Origin of the sequence: Azospirillum oleiclasticum (assembly GCF_013423485.1) — a bacterium.
GTDB classification, from domain to species: domain Bacteria; phylum Pseudomonadota; class Alphaproteobacteria; order Azospirillales; family Azospirillaceae; genus Azospirillum; species Azospirillum oleiclasticum.
Genome location: NZ_JABFFR010000005.1, coordinates 260,989 through 276,397, shown reverse-complemented (window position 1 = coordinate 276,397; position 15,409 = coordinate 260,989). Strand labels below are relative to the sequence as shown.

Sequence of the window (15,409 nt, the reverse complement as noted above, 5' to 3'; positions counted from 1 at the left end):
TCAGACAGCCGCCAGCCGCGCCGCGCTGGCGGCCAGCAGGTCGTCGCAGAAGGTGCGCACGACGAGGTTGGGCTTGCCGACCGACGGCACCGCCAGCGCGATGTCGCTTTCCATGCGGTAGCGCTCGGGGTCGATGGTGCGCATGCGGCCGGCCGCCACCCACTGGGCGGCGTAATGCTCGGGCAGGAAGCCGATGAACTGGCCGGACAGGATCAGGTGCGCCTCGGCCTCCATGTTCTCGACGCTGGCCTTGTGCACCACCTGCCCCATCGCCGCGAGATCGCGGTCCAGGTTGTAGGCGCGGGCGACGTAGCGGCAGCGCTGGATGTCGGCCGGCTCGCCCGGCTTCAGGTCGAACAGCGGGTGCCCGAGTCCGCAATAGAGCAGGCTGCCCTCGGTGTAGAGCGTCTCGTAGGTGACGCCGGTGACGTGGCGCGGGAACACCCCCACCGCGACGTTCAGCCGCCCGTCCAGCAGCGCGTGGTTCAACGCCGCCGGGCGGTCGACAGCCAGCCGGATGTGCACGTCGTTGTCGCGCTGCTCGAAGCGGCGGATGGCGGCGGCGATGGGCGAGCGGGCGTCGGACACCGTGCTGTCGACCAGCCCGATGGACAGCTCGCCCACCAGCCGGCCGCGCAGCGCCGCCGTCTCGGCGCGGAATCCTTCCAGCGCCAGGAACAGGCGCTTGGTCGCCATGTGCACGCGCTCGCCCTTGTCGGTCAGGCGGAAGCCGCCGCGCCCGCGCTCGCACAGCGTCATGCCCAGACGCTGTTCCAGGTTGCTCAGATGGATGCTGAGGGTGGAGGGCGTCAGCCCCAGCTCCGCCTGCGCCCCGGCGAACCCGCCATTCTCGGCCAGCGCGTGGAACACGCGCAGGAGACGCAGGTCGATGTTATCGACATTCATGGCCCACCGTTGCCGCGACCGCGAATACGCCGGTATGGATAGCACGGATCGCGGTTCGAAGAACCCTCTCCCGCCCCCGGCGGGAGAGGGTTCTTCCCGTCACCGCTTCATGTTGCCGGCGATCACGCACATCAGTTCGAACATCAGCGTGGCGCCGACCAGCGAGGTCATGTTGCCGATGTCGAAGGGGGGCGAGACCTCGACCACGTCGGCGCCGACGATGTTCAGCCCGGCCAGCTTGCGCACCATGCGCTGCGCCTCGGCGGTGGTGTAGCCGCCGATCTCCGGGGTGCCGGTGCCGGGCGTCTGCGAGGGGTCGATGCCGTCGACGTCGAAGGAGATGTAGACCGGGCCGTCGCCGACGATGGCGCGCGCCTCGTCCATGATCTCCTCCGGCCGGCGCTCCGCGAACTCCTCGATGAAGACGATGCGGAAGCCGGCGGCGCGGGCGAAGTCGAAGTCGTTGGCGGTGCCGAGCGAGCCGCGGATGCCGATCTGCACCACCCGCTTCGGGTCCAGCAGCCCCTCCTCCACCGCCCGGCGGAAGGGCGTGCCGTGGGTGTAGCGGTTGTCGCCGAAATAGCGGTCGTTGGTGTCGGAGTGGCTGTCGAAATGGATCATCCCGACCGGCCCGTCGGCGGCCAGCGCCCGCAGGATCGGCAGCGAGATCAGGTGGTCGCCGCCGGCCGTCACCGGGATGGTGCCGGCCGCCTTCAGCGTGCCGAAGAACCCGGTGATCAGCCGCAGGCTGTCCAGCACGTCGATCGGGTTGACCGGCGAATCGCCGAGATCGGCGATCCGCGCGAGGTCGTAGGGGGCGACGCCCGACGGGTGGTGCACGCGGCGCATCAGGCTCGACGCGTTGCGCATCTCGCGCGGGCCGTGGCGGGCGCCGGCGCGGTTGGTGGTGCCGCCGTCGAAGGGCACGCCGACCAGCCCGATGTCGATGCCGACGGGCGATTCGACCATCGGCAGGCGCATGAAGGTGGGCAGTCCGGCGAATCGCGGGATGCGGAAGGCGTCCTGCGGCTGCGGGTTGGGAGCGGCGTGCGTCTGTACGGAATCGGGCATGTCGGCGGGATTCGGGCGGTGGAGGGGGCGCGTCCTGCGGCCGGCGGCGATCCGCCGGCCCCGTGATCGTCCCGTGCCGCGCCGCCGCGGGGAAGCCCGTTTTCTCAAACCATGCTTGGAGAGGCGTCGAAACGATTCACTCGGTCCGGGTCCGACCTCCATCCCCGACGGGCGACCCCGCAAGACCCGGCCGGGGTCCGACACCGCCTAACCCGCCGGGATCAGGCGTAGGACCGCCCAACGGCTGAACGCTCCGGCGCGGGCGGTCTAGACCCGTTGCCGGAATTGTGGAGAGCCGCCGCCGTCGCGACCTTGAGCACGCCCGCCCCACCACATCCCGCCGGGGTCCGCACCGGACTCCGGCGGGATCGGGGCCGGCGGGATCGAGGGAGGATGGACTTGGCGACCTATGTGACCACCACCAACGTAACCGACCTGCGCCGGGTGGACATGAGCGGCTACACAGCCGTCGAGGTGAACGCCCCCGGCAGCGCCACGCTGAAGGTCACCACGGCGCAGCTTGCCGCCGGGCTGATGACCTTCCGCTCGACCGCCGAGGGCGGCGACTTCGACATGCTGGAGGTCTACGGCGAGGCCGGGGCCGAGTACGTGAATCTCTCCGGCCTGTCGACCACCGCCTTCGACCGAGTCTATGTGCACACCGAGGGCGGAAACGACGTGCTGGTCGGCTCGGCCGGCAACGACTACCTGTTCGGCCGCGAAGGCAACGACATCATGATCGCCGGCACGCGCGGCAACGACCTGCTCGCCGGCTATCACGGGGACGATCTGTTCGTCATCGGGCCGCGCAGCAACGGCAATGTCTTCGTCAACGGCTTCCAGGCCGGCAACGACGCCATCCGCATCCCCGGCGCCGACCTGTCCGGCCCGATCACCATGGGCACCGGCACCACCCTGACCGCCGGTCAGGTGCAGATCGCGCACGAGGCCAGCGGCGGCGGCTCGATCAACACCCGCGTCTATGTCGGGCTGAACACCACGCCGGGCTACGACGTCACCTTCCAGATCGACGGCCAGTGGGAGGTCGGCGACCTGCAGCTCCACGGGTCGGACATCCTGAAGGCGGGCTCGATCCCCTACGACCAGATCACCTTCGATCCGGTCGCCTACGCCGCGCGCAACGCCGACCTCTACCAAGCCTTCGGCACCGACACGCAGGCGCTCGTGGGCCACTACATCCAGTACGGCGCGAACGAGGGACGCGTCAGCACCGGCTTCGACGCCGAGGCCTACGCCGCCAACAACGCCGACCTCTTCGCGGCCTTCGGCACCGACACCAACGCCCTGGTCGGCCACTACACCCGCCACGGTCAGGCCGAGGGGCGCACCGCCACCGGCTTCGACGCCGATGCCTACGCCGCCAACAACGCCGACCTCTTCGCCGCCTTCGGCACCAACACCAACGCGCTGGTGAACCACTACATCCAGCACGGCCGCGCCGAGGGGCGCACCGCCACCGGCTTCGACGCGCTGGCCTACGCCGCCAACAACGCCGACGTCTTCGCCGCCGTCGGCACCGACGTGACGGCGCTGGTCACCCACTATGTCCAGCACGGACGGGCGGAAGGGCGCACCGCCACCGGCTTCGACGCCAACGCCTACGCGGTCCTCAACCCCGACGTCCAGGCCGCCTTCGGCACCGACGCCAACGCGCTGGTGGCACACTACGTCAACAACGGCCGCGCCGAGGGCCGGCAGGCCTGGCGCCTCACCAGCGACCCGACCGCCGCCCAGCTCGCCGCCGGCGGTATCGCCGCGGGCTGACCGGACACCGCCGCCGCCTCCCCGCTTCAGGGCAGCGGGGGCGCGGCGTCGGCGTTCGCCAGGTAGGACAGGATCATGTCGGCGATGATCCCCTTGTGCTTCGCCATCGCCGCGGCCGAGGTCAAATCCCAGTCGAAGATGGCGGAGAAGGTGTAGCGGTTCGACATGCGGAAGAAGCAGAAGGCGCTGATCATCATGTGCAGGTCGACGGGATCGATGTCGCGCGTGAACTGACCCGTCTCCCGCCCGCGCCGCAGCACCTCCCGCAGGTCGTCGATCACGCTGACGTTCAGGTTGCGGATCGAGCTCGACCGTTTCAGGTGGCGGGCGTGGTGGATGTTCTCGACCACCACCAGCCGGCTGAAGTCGGGATGGTCGTTGTGGTAGTCGAAGGTGAAGCCGATCAGCTTGCGCATCGCCTCCACCGGATCCAGGCTGGTCAGGCAGAAGGTGCGCTCGACCGAGCGGATCGAGGCGTAGACCGCCTCCAGCACCGCGATGTAGAGCCCGTCCTTGCTCCCGAAATAATAATAGATCGAGCGCTTCGTGGTGCGCGTGCGCGCCGCGATGGCGTCGACGCGCGCGCCGCTCAGCCCCTTGTCCGCGAACTCCGCGATGGCGGCCTCCAGGATGTCGCGCCGGGTGCGCTCCGGATCGCGCTTGCGCGGCTCCCCGGCGGCGCGCGGCGGGGCCGGCGGCCGGGACACCGGAAGCGCCGCCTGCGCCGCCACCGGTGACCGTACCGCTCCGCGCGGCGGCTTGCCGCGGCGCTGCCAGACCTCCCACAGCCGCGCCGGGTTGCCGCCGCCCACGGCCCGCCGCAGCGCGGTCTTGTTGACCTCCGCCCCCGCCGCCGCCAGCCGATCCCCGGCCGCCAGGATAAGTTCGTCGGTGAACTGCGGCTTGCGTGCCATCGGTCCTGCTTCGCGGGTTGGCGTCGAACTTATGAATCTACGGGTTTGCGGTTCATTGCAAGAATTTGTTTGGCCCCGGAGCGGTTTGATTGCAGGGCGGTTGGACCAATGAATCATCAGCAGTCCCGCAGAAAGTTATTGACCGAACGCACCGGTTCGTACATTTTCTCCTCAATGTTCGCACCGGCCGGTACGTTCGGCCTGCCGGAAGCGCCCGGAACCATCCGGGAAACGCGTGGAGGGAGATTGAGACGATGAATGCCGGAACGCCCGCGGAGGGCGGCCGAAGGAGCCGCACCGCCTGGGTCCTGAACGGACCGAACCTGAACCTGCTGGGCAAGCGCCAGCCCGCCATCTACGGCCACGAGACGCTGGCCGACGTGGAGGCGGAGTGCCGCCGCACCGGCGCCGAGCTGGGGCTGGAGATCGTGTTCCGCCAGAGCAATGCCGAGCACCAGATCATCGACTGGATCCACGAGGCGCGCGAGACGGCCTGCGGCATCGTCATCAACCCGGCCGCCTACACCCACACCTCCGTCGCCATCCTCGACGCGCTCAACACCTGCGAGTTCCCGATCTTCGAGGTGCACATCTCCAACGTGCACAAGCGGGAGCCCTTCCGGCACCATTCCTACGTCTCGGCGGTCGCCACGGGCGTCATCGCCGGCTTCGGCACCCAGGGCTATCCGCTCGCCCTGCAACGCCTCGCCCGCCTGACGGGCGAGGCCACCCGCTGACCACGGTCCACGAAACAGCCCCGAAAACAGGAGGAAACCCGATGTTCCGCAGCTTCGCCACGTCCCTCGCGGCACTCGCCCTGCCCGCCGTCCTGCTGGCTTCCGGCCCCGCCGCGGCGGAGATCCGCAGCCACACCCTGAAATTCGCCGCGCAGAACCAGAAGGGCCACCCGCAGGTCGCCGGCATGGAGAAGTTCGCCGAGCTGCTCTCGCAGAAGAGCGGCGGCAAGATCACCGTGCGGCTGTTCACCGGCGGCACGCTGGGCGGCGACCTCCAGACGCTGTCGGCGCTGCAGGGCGGCACGGTCGAGCTGACGGTGTTGAACGTCGGGCTGCTCGCCGGCCAGTCCAAGGACTTCTCGCTGGTCGACCTGCCCTTCCTGTTCGAGACCCCGCAGCAGGCCGACAAGGTGATGGACGGCCCGTTCGGCGACGCGCTCGCCAAGCAGCTTCCGGACATGAAGCTGGTCGGACTCGGCTATTGGGAGCTGGGCTTCCGCAACCTCACCAACAACCGCCGCGCCGTCGCCAAGGCCGACGACATCGCCGGGCTGAAGATCCGCGTGGTGCAGACGCCGGTGCTGATCGACCTGTTCAACGCGCTGGGCGCCAACGCCGTGCCGATGCCCTACCCCGAGGTCTACACGGCGCTGGAGACCGGCACCGTCGACGGCCAGGAGAATCCCTACGCCAACATCCTCAGCGCCAAGTTCTACGAGGTGCAGAAGCACGTGGCCGTCACCCGCCACGTCTACAACCCGCAGATCGTGCTGATGGGCAAGCCGGCCTGGGACAAGCTGAACGACGACGAGCGCAAGGTGATCCAGGAGGCCGCGGCCGAAGCGCGCGCCTTCCAGCGCCAGACCTCGCGCGCCCAGGACGAGGCGGCGCTGACGGAGATCAAGAGCAAGGGCATGCAGGTCACCACCTTCTCGGCCGACGAGGCCGCCAAGCTGCGCGCCAAGGCCAAGCCGGTGTTCGAGAAGCACGCCGCCGCCGCCAACCCGGAGCTGGTGAAGCTGCTGGAGTCCGAGCTGGAGAAGGCGCGGAAGTAAACCGCCAATCACCCTCTCCCGCCCCCGGCGGGAGAGGGTGGGACCCGCGCAGCGGGAGGGTGAGGGCCAGGATTCTCGAGGGACCTCGCCCTCACCCTTCCCACGCTGTGCGCGGGCCCCTTCCCTATCCCGCCGGAGGCGGGCGAGGGAGTCCAACCACCATTCCCGGAGCCCCCGTCATGTCCAGCGCGCACCCGCGCTCCTTCGTCGTCGGCCTGATCGGCTCGGGCATCCAGGCGTCGCGCACGCCGGCCATGCACGAGCGCGAGGCGGACGAGCAGGGCATCCGCTGCGTCTACAAGCTCATCGACCTGGAACGGCTCGGCCGCGGGGTCGAGGCGCTGCCGGACCTGCTGCGCTCCGCCCGCGAGATGGGCTTCGCCGGCCTCAACATCACCCACCCCTGCAAGCAGGCGGTGGTGCCGCTGCTGGACGGGTTGTCCGACGACGCCCGCGCGCTCGGCGCGGTCAACACCGTGGTCTTCGGCGCCGATGGAGCCATCGGCCACAACACCGACTGGTGGGGCTTCGCCGAGAGCTTCCGCCGCGGCCTGCCCGGTGCGCCGCTGGGCCGCGTGGTGCAGCTCGGCGCCGGCGGGGCCGGTGCGGCGGTCGCCCACGCCGCCCTCAAGCTGGGGGTGGAGCGGCTCGCCCTGTTCGATGTGGACGCCGCGCGCGCCCAAGCGCTGGCGCGGTCGCTGAACCGCCATTTCGGCGAGGGTCGCGCCGTCGCCGGGCTGGACCTGCCCGCCAGCATGGCGGAGGCCGACGGCCTGATCCACGCCACCCCCACCGGCATGGCGAAGTATCCCGGCCTGCCGCTGCCAGCGCAGCTTCTCGCCCCCCGCCACTGGGTGGCGGAGATCGTCTATTTCCCGCTGGAGACCGAGCTGCTGCGCGAAGCCCGCGCGCTCGGCTGCCGCACACTGGACGGCGGCGGCATGGCGGTCTTCCAGGCGGTGGAAGCCTTCCGCCTGTTCACCGGCATCACCCCCGACGCCGAGCGCATGCTGCGCCACTTCGCGTCGATGGGTGCGCGCTGATCCGGTCCCCGTGGCCGCGAGCCGCGGGTTGATCCGACCCCCTGGCCGGGGGCCGTGGAGGAAACGACCATGAAGAAGCTCGCCGACGCCTACTTCACGCTGCTGAAGATCCTGATCGCGCTGTGCCTGCTGGGCATGTGCGTGCTGGTCTTCGGCAACGTGGTGCTGCGTTACGTCTTCAATTCCGGCATCACCGCGTCGGAGGAGCTGTCGCGGCTGCTCTTCGTGTGGCTCAGCTTCCTCGGCGCCATCGTGGTGATGCGCGAGCGCGGGCACCTGGGCGTCGACATGCTGGTGCGGCTGTTGCCCGACGGTGGACGCCGCGTCTGCCTCGTCGTCTCGCACCTGCTGATGCTGTACGTGACGTGGCTCCTGCTCCAGGGAAGCTGGCTGCAGACGCAGATCAACCTGCACGTCGCCTCCCCCGCCGTCGGCTACTCCATGGGACTGTTCTACGGGGTCGGGCTGGTCTTCGGCGTCTCCGCCGCCGGGCTGCTGCTGCACGCGCTGTGGCAGGTGGTGACCGGCCGGCTGAAGGGCGACGAGCTGGTGATGGTCCAGGAATCCGAGGAGCATGTGGAGCTCGTCGATCCCGCCCACGCCTCCCCGGCCTTCGCCGCCGAGGCCGGCGCCCAGCAACACCCCCCGCGCACCCGCGCCGGCAACGGGCACTGAGGAGAGGACCCGGACATGACCATCACAATCTTCCTCGGCTCGCTTCTCGGCTCCATGGCGCTGGGCATGCCCATCGCCTTCGCGCTGCTGGTCTGCGGCGTGGCGCTGATGATGCACCTCGACCTGTTCGACGCGCAGATCATCGCCCAGAACGTCATCAATGGCGCCGACAGCTTCCCGCTGATGGCGGTGCCCTTCTTCCTGCTGGCGGGCGAGATCATGAACGCCGGCGGCCTGTCCAAGCGCATCGTCGATCTGGCCCTGACACTGGTCGGGCACGTCAAGGGCGGGCTGGGCTTCGTTGCCATCCTCGCCGCCTGCATCCTGGCCAGCCTGTCCGGCTCGGCGGTGGCGGACGCGGCGGCGCTGGCCGCCCTGCTGGTGCCGATGATGGTGAAGGCCGGCCACGACCCGGCCCGATCCGGCGGGCTGATCGCCGCGTCCGGCATCATCGCCCCGATCATCCCGCCCTCCATCGGCTTCGTCATCTTCGGGGTGGCCGGCAACGTCTCGATCACCAAGCTGTTCCTGGCGGGCATCTTCCCCGGCCTGCTGCTCGGCTTGGCGCTGGCCTTCACCTGGTGGCTGGTGGCGCGGAGCGAGAACATCACCCCGCCGCCGCGCCGCTCCATGGCCGAGGTCCTGTCGGCCCTGCGCGAGGGCGTGTGGGCACTGATGCTGCCGGTGATCATCATCGTCGGGCTGAAGGCGGGCGTCGTCACGCCGACCGAGGCCGCGGTCGTCGCCGCCGTCTACGCCCTGTTCGTGGCCACGGTGATCTACCGCGAGCTGCACGTGACGCAGCTCTACGAGGTGTTCGTCACCGCCGCCAAGACCACCGCCGCGGTGATGTTCCTGGTCGCCGCCGCCATGGTGTCGGCCTGGCTGATCACCATCGCCGACCTGCCGGGCATGGTCAGCGACCTGCTCCGGCCGCTGATGGACAGCCCGACGCTGCTGCTGCTCGCCATCATGGCGCTGGTGGTGGTGGTCGGCACCGCCATGGACATGACGCCCACCATCCTGATCCTCACCCCGGTGCTGGTGCCGGTGGTGAAGGAGGCCGGCATCGATCCGGTCTATTTCGGCGTTCTGTTCATCATCAACAACGCCATCGGCCTGATCACGCCGCCGGTCGGCACGGTGCTGAACGTGGTGTGCGGGGTGTCGAAGCTGCGGATGGAGGATTTGATCCGCGGCGTCTGGCCCTTCATGCTGGCGCAGCTCGGCGTGCTGTTCCTGCTGGTGCTGTTCCCCGGTCTGGTGACCGTCCCGGCCCGATGGTTCGCGGGCTGAAAGCCCGATGGTTCGCGGGCTGACTGCCCTTTCCCCGAGGTGACGCCATGCTGCATTCCATCGCCACCGTGTCCCTGAGCGGGACCCTTCCCGACAAGCTCCAGGCCGCCGCCGCGGCGCGCTTCGACGGGGTGGAGATCTTCGAGAGCGACCTGACCTGGTACGGCGGCTCCCCGCGCGAGGTCCGCAGCATGGCCGCCGATCTCGGGCTGGAGATCACGCTCTACCAGCCATTCCGCGATTTCGAGGGGCTGCCGCGCGAACGCCTCGCCCGCAATCTCGACCGCGCCGAGCGCAAGTTCGACGTGATGGGGGATCTGGGCGTCAACCTTCTGCTGCTCTGCTCCAACGTGTCGGCGGACACGATCCTGGAGGACGGGCCGGCGGCGGAGGATCTGGCGGCGGTGGCCGAGCGCGCTGGCCGCCGCGGCATCCGCATCGGCTACGAGGCGCTGTCCTGGGGCCGCCATGTGAAGACCTGGGGGCACGCCTGGAAGCTGGTGCAGATGGTGGATCAGCCGAGCCTGGGGCTGCTGGTGGACAGCTTCCACACGCTGGCGCTGGGCGACGACCCGTCGGGGCTGGCCGAGGTGCCGGGCGACCGCATCTTCTTCGTGCAGATGGCCGACGCGCCCAAGCTGCCGATGGACGTGCTGCCTTGGAGCCGGCATTTCCGCTGCTACCCCGGCCAGGGGGAGTTCGACCTTGCCGGCTTCCTGGCGCCGATCCTGAAGAGCGGCTATGGCGGGCCGCTGTCGCTGGAGGTGTTCAACGACGACCTGCGCGCCATGAGCGCCCGCCAGTCCGCCGCCGACGGCGCCCGCTCGCTGCTCTATCTGGAGGAGCGGACCCGCGCCCGCCTGACGGCGGAGGCCGACGCCGCACCCGCCCCGGCGACGGCCGCGCCACAGCGTCCGCTCGACCTGTTCACGCCGCCGGCCGCCAGCCCCTGCCACGGCTTCGAGTTCATCGAGTTCGCCGCCGACGACGGCAGCGCGGTGCGGCTGGGTGCCTGGCTGGAGACGCTGGGCTTCGCGGTCGCCGGGCAGCACCGCTCCAAGCGGGTGACGCTCTACCGCCAGGGGGCGGTGAACCTGCTGGTCAACGCCGAGCCGGACTCCTTCGCCCAGGCCTACTACCTACTGCACGGGCCGTCGGTCTGCGCCATGGCCTTCCATGTGGAGGCGGCCAGCCAGGGGCTGAACCGCGCCCGCCTCTACCGCTGCAAGCCGTTCGAGGGGCCGATCGGTCCCAACGAGCTGCTGATCCCCGCCGTGCGCGCGCCGGACGGCAGCCTGATCTACCTCGTGGACCGGTACCGCGAGGGCACCACCATCTACGACACCGACTTCGTGACGACCGCCGCCCCGCCGCCGCCGGCGGCCGGCGACCTCAGGATCGACCACGTGTCGCTGGCCCTGCCCGACGGGCAGTTCGACAGCTGGGTGCTGTTCTTCAAGGCCGCCTTCGGCTTCGAGGCCGACGCCACCTTCGTGCTGCCCGACCCGCACGGGCTGGTGCGCAGCAAGGCGGTGCAGAGTCCGGACGGCAGCGTGCGGCTGCCGCTCAACATCTCGCAGAGCCGCAACACCGCCACCGCCCGCTCGGTCAGCGCCTACAGCGGCGTGGGCGTGCAGCACATCGCGCTCGCCACCGGCGACATCTTCGGCACGGTGGCGGCGCTGCGTGCCCGCGGCGCCCGCTTCCTGCCGATTCCCGCCAATTATTTCGAGGATCTGGCCGCCAAGTTCGGGCTGGAGGACGAGTTCGTGGACCGGCTCGCCGCCGCCAGCATCCTCTACGACCGCGAGGGCGAGGCGGAATTCTTCCACGCCTACACCGAGCCCTTCGAGGAACGCTTCAGCGTGGAGATCGTGGAACGCCGTTCCTACAGCGGCTACGGCGCCGCCAACGCCCCGGTGCGGCTGGCGGCGCAGGCGCAGCTCGCGTCCCGCGTCTCCGATTCCACCACGCTGATGTGACCGTGCCGGGTCTGGGACCCGGCACGCAGAGCAGACGGACGGGGGGATACACCCCCGCCGATCCACCACAACGACAAAGGAGGGAACCCCATGCATCATCTGATCGGCGCCGCGGTCGCCGCGGCGCTCACCGTGCTCGCCGGCACCGCCACCGCCCAAACGCCCGCCCCGAAGGATCTGCCGCCGCGGGTCGAGCTGCACACCATCCCCACCATGACCATCACCGACAGCCAGTTCCTGGCCGGCGACGCCGCGGGCAAGGAGGTGACCCTCGCCGGCGAGCTCAGCCTCGCCCAGGGCAGCGGCAAGCTGCCGCTCGTCGTGCTCATGCACGGGTCCGGCGGCATCGGCGGCAACGTCGGTTACTGGAAGCGCCAGCTCAACGGCATGGGCATCTCCACCTTCACCATCGACGGGGTGACGGGGCGCGGCTTCACCGGCGTCGGCGACAAGCAGGCCTCGCTCGGGCGGCTCGCCTTCATCCTCGACATCTACCGGTCGCTGGAGATCCTGGCGAAGCACCCGCGGGTGGATGCCAGCCGGATCGCGCTGATGGGCTTCTCGCGCGGCGGGCAGGCGGCGCTCTACGCCAGCCTCGACCGCTTCCACAAGCAGTGGAACAAGAGCGGCGTGGCCTTCGCCGGCTACATCGCCTTCTACCCGGACTGCGCCACCACCTACCGCGAGGACACGGCGGTGGCGGCCCGCCCGATCCGCATCTTCCACGGCACCCCGGACAACTACAACCCGGTGGCGACCTGCAAAGCCTATGTCGAGCGCCTGAAGAAGGCCGGCGCCGACGTGGCGCTGACCGAATACCCGAACGCTCCCCATGGCTTCGACAACCCGCTGGGCGCCAACCCACCGGTCGCCACCAAGGCGGACCAGTCCGTGCGCGACTGCCGCATCCGTGAGGATGACAAGGCGACCCTGATCAACGACGCCACCGGCAAGCCCTTCAGCTACACCGACGAGTGCGTCCGCATCGGCCCGACCGTGGGCGCCGACCCGGAGGCCACGCAGGCGGTGACCGTGGCGGTCGCCGACTTCATGAAGACGGTGCTGCTCACCGCGAAGTAGGGCGTCACAGCCGCGCCCGCACCGCCTCCACCACCGCCTCGGCGGTGATGCCGAAGCGGCGGTAGAGGTCGGGGGCGGGGGCGGAGGCGCCGAAGCCGGGCATGGCGACGACGGCGCCCTCCTCCCCCACCCAGCGCTCCCAGCCGAAGCCACCCAGCGCCTCCACCGCCACCCGCACGGTGCCGGGGCGCAGCACGGCGCGCCGGACCTCCGTCGCCTGCCGGGCGAAGAGTTCCCAGCAAGGCATGGACACCACGGCGGTCGGCACGCCGTCGGCCTGCAGCCGCTCCCGCGCCTGCATGGCGATGGCCACCTCCGAGCCGGTGGCGATCAGGGTGGCGCGGCGTTCGCCCCCCTCCGCCTCGGCCAGCACATAGGCGCCGGCGGCACAGCGGTTCTCCTCCGTATGCTCGCGCCGTAGGGTGGGCAGGGCCTGCCGCGACAGGCAGAGCGCGCTGGGGCCGCCCTCGTTGCCAAGCGCCAGCTCCCAGCATTCCGCCGTCTCCACCGCGTCGGCGGGGCGGAAGACCAGCAGGTTGGGCGAGGCGCGCAGGCCCGCCACCTGCTCCACCGGCTGGTGGGTCGGCCCGTCCTCGCCCAGCCCGATGCTGTCGTGGGTCAGCACATACACCACCCGCAGCCCCATCAGCGCCGCCATCCGGATGCCGTTGCGCATGTAGTCGGCGAAGACCAGGAAGGTGCCGCCGTAGGGGACAAGGCCGCCGTGCAGCGCCAGCCCGTTCATCACCGCGGCCATGGCGAATTCGCGAACCCCGTAGTGGATGTAGCGGCCGGACATGTCGGCCCCCGTCACCGGCCGCAGCGCCTTGGTCAGCGTCAGGTTGGAGTGGGTGAGGTCGGCGGAGCCACCGACCAGCTCCGGGATCGCGGCGGTCAGCGCCTCCAGCGCGTCCTGCGACGCCTTGCGGGTGGCAACGGCGGCCCCAGCCGCGCTGGCGCGCCGCTTCACCGCGGCCACCACCTCCCGCCAACCCTCGGGCAGGTCGCCGGACAGCGCCCGCTCGAAGTCCGCCCGCCGGGCGGGCTCGGCCGCGGCCAGCCGGTCCAGCCAGCGCCCTCGCTCCGCCGCCCCGCGGGACCCTGCGGCGCGCCACGCCGCGCGGATCGGCTCCGGCACCTCGAAGGGTGCCGCGGTCCAGCCCAGCGCGCGGCGGGCGCCGGCCGTCTCCTCCGGCCCCAGCGGGGCGCCGTGCACCCCCTCGGTCCCCGCCTTGGTCGGCGCGCCGTAGCCGATGATCGTGCGGCAGGCGATCAGCGTCGGCCGGTCGTTGGTGCGGGCCCAGGCCAGCGCCGCGGCCACCGCCTGCGGGTCGTGGCCGTTCACCCGCATGGCCGCCCAGCCCGCCGCCTCGAAGCGCCGGAGCTGGTCGTCGGAGGTGGAGACGGCGGTGGAACCGTCGATGGTGATGGCGTTGTCGTCCCACAGCAGGGCCAGCTTGGACAGCCGCAGATGCCCGGCCAGCGTGATCGCCTCCTGGCTCAGCCCCTCCATCAGGCAGCCGTCGCCGGCGATCACCCAGGTGCGGTGGTCCACCAGCTCCGCCCCGAAGCGGGCCTGCATCATGCGCTCGGCCAGCGCCATGCCGACCGCGTTGGCAAGCCCCTGGCCCAGCGGCCCGGTGGTCGTCTCCACCCCCGGCGTGTGGCCGTGTTCGGGATGGCCCGGCGTCAGGCTGTCGAGCTGGCGGAAGCGACGGAGCTGGTCGATGTCCAGGCCGGGAACGCCGGTCAGGTGCAGCAGCGCGTAGAGCAGCATGGAGCCGTGCCCGGCCGACAGCACGAAACGGTCGCGGTCCGGCCAGTCCGGGGCCTGCGCGTCGAACTTCAGGAAACGCGTGAACAGCACGGTGGCGGCGTCGGCCATGCCCATCGGCATGCCCGGATGCCCGGACTTCGCCGCCTCCACCGCGTCCACCGCCAGCATGCGGACGGCGTTCGCCAGTTCGGCGTGGCTCGGCCGGCCGGCGGGGGCTTCGGCGGTGGTGACGGCGGCGGGGCTGGCGGCGTGCAGGCTGTCCATGGCGGCGTTCCTTGCTGGTCCGGATGCTCGGGCCAAGCCTAGGACGCCCCGCCCCGGCCCCGGAACGCCCGCCGGGGCAGGGTCGGACGCGCCGCCGGGCGGGTCGGTCCCTGCCCGATCGGGCGGGTCCACGCGGCACTCGCTTTCCGGCGGGTGCCCCGGCATGATGCGCGCCGAACGATTGAAATCCGGGGAGGAAACGGATGCGGACTTTCATGTGGGCGCCGACGCGGCGCGCGGTTCTGGCGGGCATGGCCGCCACCGCCGTGGTGCTGGCGCTGCCCGGCGGCCGGGCGCTGGCGGGCATCGTCATGGCCAGCGCCTCGGCGGCGGTCGACACGCTGCTGGATCTGGTCGAACAGCGCATGGCGGTGATGCCCGACGTGGCCCGCCACAAGCACAACACCGGCGGTGCCGTGGAGGATCTGCCACGCGAGGCGCAGGTGATCGCCGCGGTGACCGCCCGCGCCAAGGAGGCCGGCATCGACCCCGACCTCGCCGCCGCCTTCTTCCAGGCGCAGATCGACGCCTCGAAGATCATGCAGAACAGCCGCATCACCGCCTGGAAGGCCGCGGGCCAGGGCAAGTTCGCCGACGTGCCCGACCTCGCGACCTCCATCCGCCCGACGCTCGACCGTCTCACGCCCGCCATGGTCGCGACGCTGAAGGAGGCGCTGCCCGCCCTGAAAACCGCGGACGCCACCGCGACGATCGAGGCGCGCATCGCCCGCTACGCCGCCGCCCATCCCGACGACGCCGCCGCCTTCCGCCGTGCGGTGGAGCCGCTGCGGGTGCTGGGGAAGACGTGAGCTCCGACGCGTTGC

The 15,409-nt window shown here is 70.8% G+C and carries 13 protein-coding genes; 9 read left to right on the top strand and 4 right to left on the bottom strand.

Annotated elements, in window-relative coordinates; all coding sequences use genetic code 11:
* Together HL658_RS09060 and speB are read right to left on the bottom strand one after the other, a co-directional pair.
* Window positions 1–906: a LysR family transcriptional regulator gene (locus HL658_RS09060; RefSeq protein WP_180281618.1), complete on the bottom strand. Its 906-nt coding sequence runs from the start codon at window positions 904–906 to the stop codon at window positions 1–3.
* A 99-nt stretch (window positions 907–1,005) separates the two neighbouring features.
* Window positions 1,006–1,977, bottom strand: a complete 972-nt coding sequence (speB, locus tag HL658_RS09055) for an agmatinase (protein WP_180281617.1) — start codon at window positions 1,975–1,977, stop codon at window positions 1,006–1,008.
* Window positions 1,978–2,370: 393 nt separating this feature from the next.
* On the opposite strand from speB, the gene HL658_RS36990 reads away from it, so the two are divergent.
* Window positions 2,371–3,762: a hypothetical protein gene (locus HL658_RS36990; RefSeq protein ID WP_180281616.1), complete on the top strand. Its 1,392-nt coding sequence runs from the start codon at window positions 2,371–2,373 to the stop codon at window positions 3,760–3,762.
* Window positions 3,763–3,788: 26 nt separating this feature from the next.
* On the opposite strand, the gene HL658_RS09045 is transcribed toward HL658_RS36990, so the two are convergent.
* Window positions 3,789–4,676: a TetR family transcriptional regulator gene (locus tag HL658_RS09045; protein WP_180281615.1), complete on the bottom strand. Its 888-nt coding sequence runs from the start codon at window positions 4,674–4,676 to the stop codon at window positions 3,789–3,791.
* A gap of 254 nt (window positions 4,677–4,930) precedes the next feature.
* On the opposite strand from HL658_RS09045, the gene aroQ (HL658_RS09040) reads away from it, so the two are divergent.
* The 7 genes from aroQ (HL658_RS09040) (at window position 4,931) to HL658_RS09010 (ending at window position 12,544) form a co-directional block, all read left to right on the top strand.
* A complete protein-coding gene (gene aroQ / locus HL658_RS09040) occupies window positions 4,931–5,413 on the top strand; it encodes a type II 3-dehydroquinate dehydratase (protein ID WP_180281614.1) in 483 nt (160 codons plus the stop codon).
* Window positions 5,414–5,454: 41 nt separating this feature from the next.
* Window positions 5,455–6,468, top strand: a complete 1,014-nt coding sequence (locus tag HL658_RS09035) for a TRAP transporter substrate-binding protein (protein ID WP_180281613.1) — start codon at window positions 5,455–5,457, stop codon at window positions 6,466–6,468.
* A gap of 179 nt (window positions 6,469–6,647) precedes the next feature.
* Window positions 6,648–7,511: a shikimate dehydrogenase gene (locus HL658_RS09030; RefSeq protein ID WP_180281612.1), complete on the top strand. Its 864-nt coding sequence runs from the start codon at window positions 6,648–6,650 to the stop codon at window positions 7,509–7,511.
* Between the two features lie 69 nt (window positions 7,512–7,580).
* The gene (locus HL658_RS09025; protein ID WP_180281611.1) at window positions 7,581–8,186 is read left to right on the top strand and encodes a TRAP transporter small permease; all 606 of its coding nucleotides are present in this window, start codon (window positions 7,581–7,583) and stop codon (window positions 8,184–8,186) included.
* Between the two features lie 15 nt (window positions 8,187–8,201).
* Complete coding sequence (locus tag HL658_RS09020; protein WP_180281610.1) at window positions 8,202–9,482, top strand: TRAP transporter large permease subunit; 1,281 nt, start codon at window positions 8,202–8,204, stop codon at window positions 9,480–9,482.
* Between the two features lie 47 nt (window positions 9,483–9,529).
* The gene (locus tag HL658_RS09015; RefSeq protein ID WP_180281609.1) at window positions 9,530–11,464 is read left to right on the top strand and encodes a bifunctional sugar phosphate isomerase/epimerase/4-hydroxyphenylpyruvate dioxygenase family protein; all 1,935 of its coding nucleotides are present in this window, start codon (window positions 9,530–9,532) and stop codon (window positions 11,462–11,464) included.
* Between the two features lie 90 nt (window positions 11,465–11,554).
* On the top strand, window positions 11,555–12,544 hold the full coding sequence (locus HL658_RS09010; protein ID WP_180281608.1) for a dienelactone hydrolase family protein: 990 nt from the start codon (window positions 11,555–11,557) through the stop codon (window positions 12,542–12,544).
* Window positions 12,545–12,548: 4 nt separating this feature from the next.
* Here HL658_RS09010 and tkt read toward each other — a convergent pair whose 3' ends face one another.
* Entirely contained in the window at window positions 12,549–14,585 is a 2,037-nt protein-coding gene (gene tkt, locus HL658_RS09005) for a transketolase (protein ID WP_180281607.1), read from the bottom strand.
* Between the two features lie 203 nt (window positions 14,586–14,788).
* Here tkt and aroQ (HL658_RS09000) point away from each other — a divergent pair, with 203 nt between their 5' ends.
* Window positions 14,789–15,394 (top strand): gamma subclass chorismate mutase AroQ, encoded by a 606-nt coding sequence (gene aroQ / locus HL658_RS09000; RefSeq protein ID WP_180281606.1) that lies wholly within the window; start codon window positions 14,789–14,791, stop codon window positions 15,392–15,394.
* Window positions 15,395–15,409 lie beyond the last annotated feature (15 nt).

Coding starts and splice junctions, on each gene's coding strand:
- HL658_RS09060 (WP_180281618.1), bottom strand. CDS start 906: ATGAATGTCGATAACATCGACCTGCGTCTCCTGCGCGTGTTCCACGCG.
- speB (WP_180281617.1), bottom strand. CDS start 1,977: ATGCCCGATTCCGTACAGACGCACGCCGCTCCCAACCCGCAGCCGCAG.
- HL658_RS36990 (WP_180281616.1), top strand. CDS start 2,371: ATGGACTTGGCGACCTATGTGACCACCACCAACGTAACCGACCTGCGC.
- HL658_RS09045 (WP_180281615.1), bottom strand. CDS start 4,676: ATGGCACGCAAGCCGCAGTTCACCGACGAACTTATCCTGGCGGCCGGG.
- aroQ (WP_180281614.1), top strand. CDS start 4,931: ATGAATGCCGGAACGCCCGCGGAGGGCGGCCGAAGGAGCCGCACCGCC.
- HL658_RS09035 (WP_180281613.1), top strand. CDS start 5,455: ATGTTCCGCAGCTTCGCCACGTCCCTCGCGGCACTCGCCCTGCCCGCC.
- HL658_RS09030 (WP_180281612.1), top strand. CDS start 6,648: ATGTCCAGCGCGCACCCGCGCTCCTTCGTCGTCGGCCTGATCGGCTCG.
- HL658_RS09025 (WP_180281611.1), top strand. CDS start 7,581: ATGAAGAAGCTCGCCGACGCCTACTTCACGCTGCTGAAGATCCTGATC.
- HL658_RS09020 (WP_180281610.1), top strand. CDS start 8,202: ATGACCATCACAATCTTCCTCGGCTCGCTTCTCGGCTCCATGGCGCTG.
- HL658_RS09015 (WP_180281609.1), top strand. CDS start 9,530: ATGCTGCATTCCATCGCCACCGTGTCCCTGAGCGGGACCCTTCCCGAC.
- HL658_RS09010 (WP_180281608.1), top strand. CDS start 11,555: ATGCATCATCTGATCGGCGCCGCGGTCGCCGCGGCGCTCACCGTGCTC.
- tkt (WP_180281607.1), bottom strand. CDS start 14,585: ATGGACAGCCTGCACGCCGCCAGCCCCGCCGCCGTCACCACCGCCGAA.
- aroQ (WP_180281606.1), top strand. CDS start 14,789: ATGCGGACTTTCATGTGGGCGCCGACGCGGCGCGCGGTTCTGGCGGGC.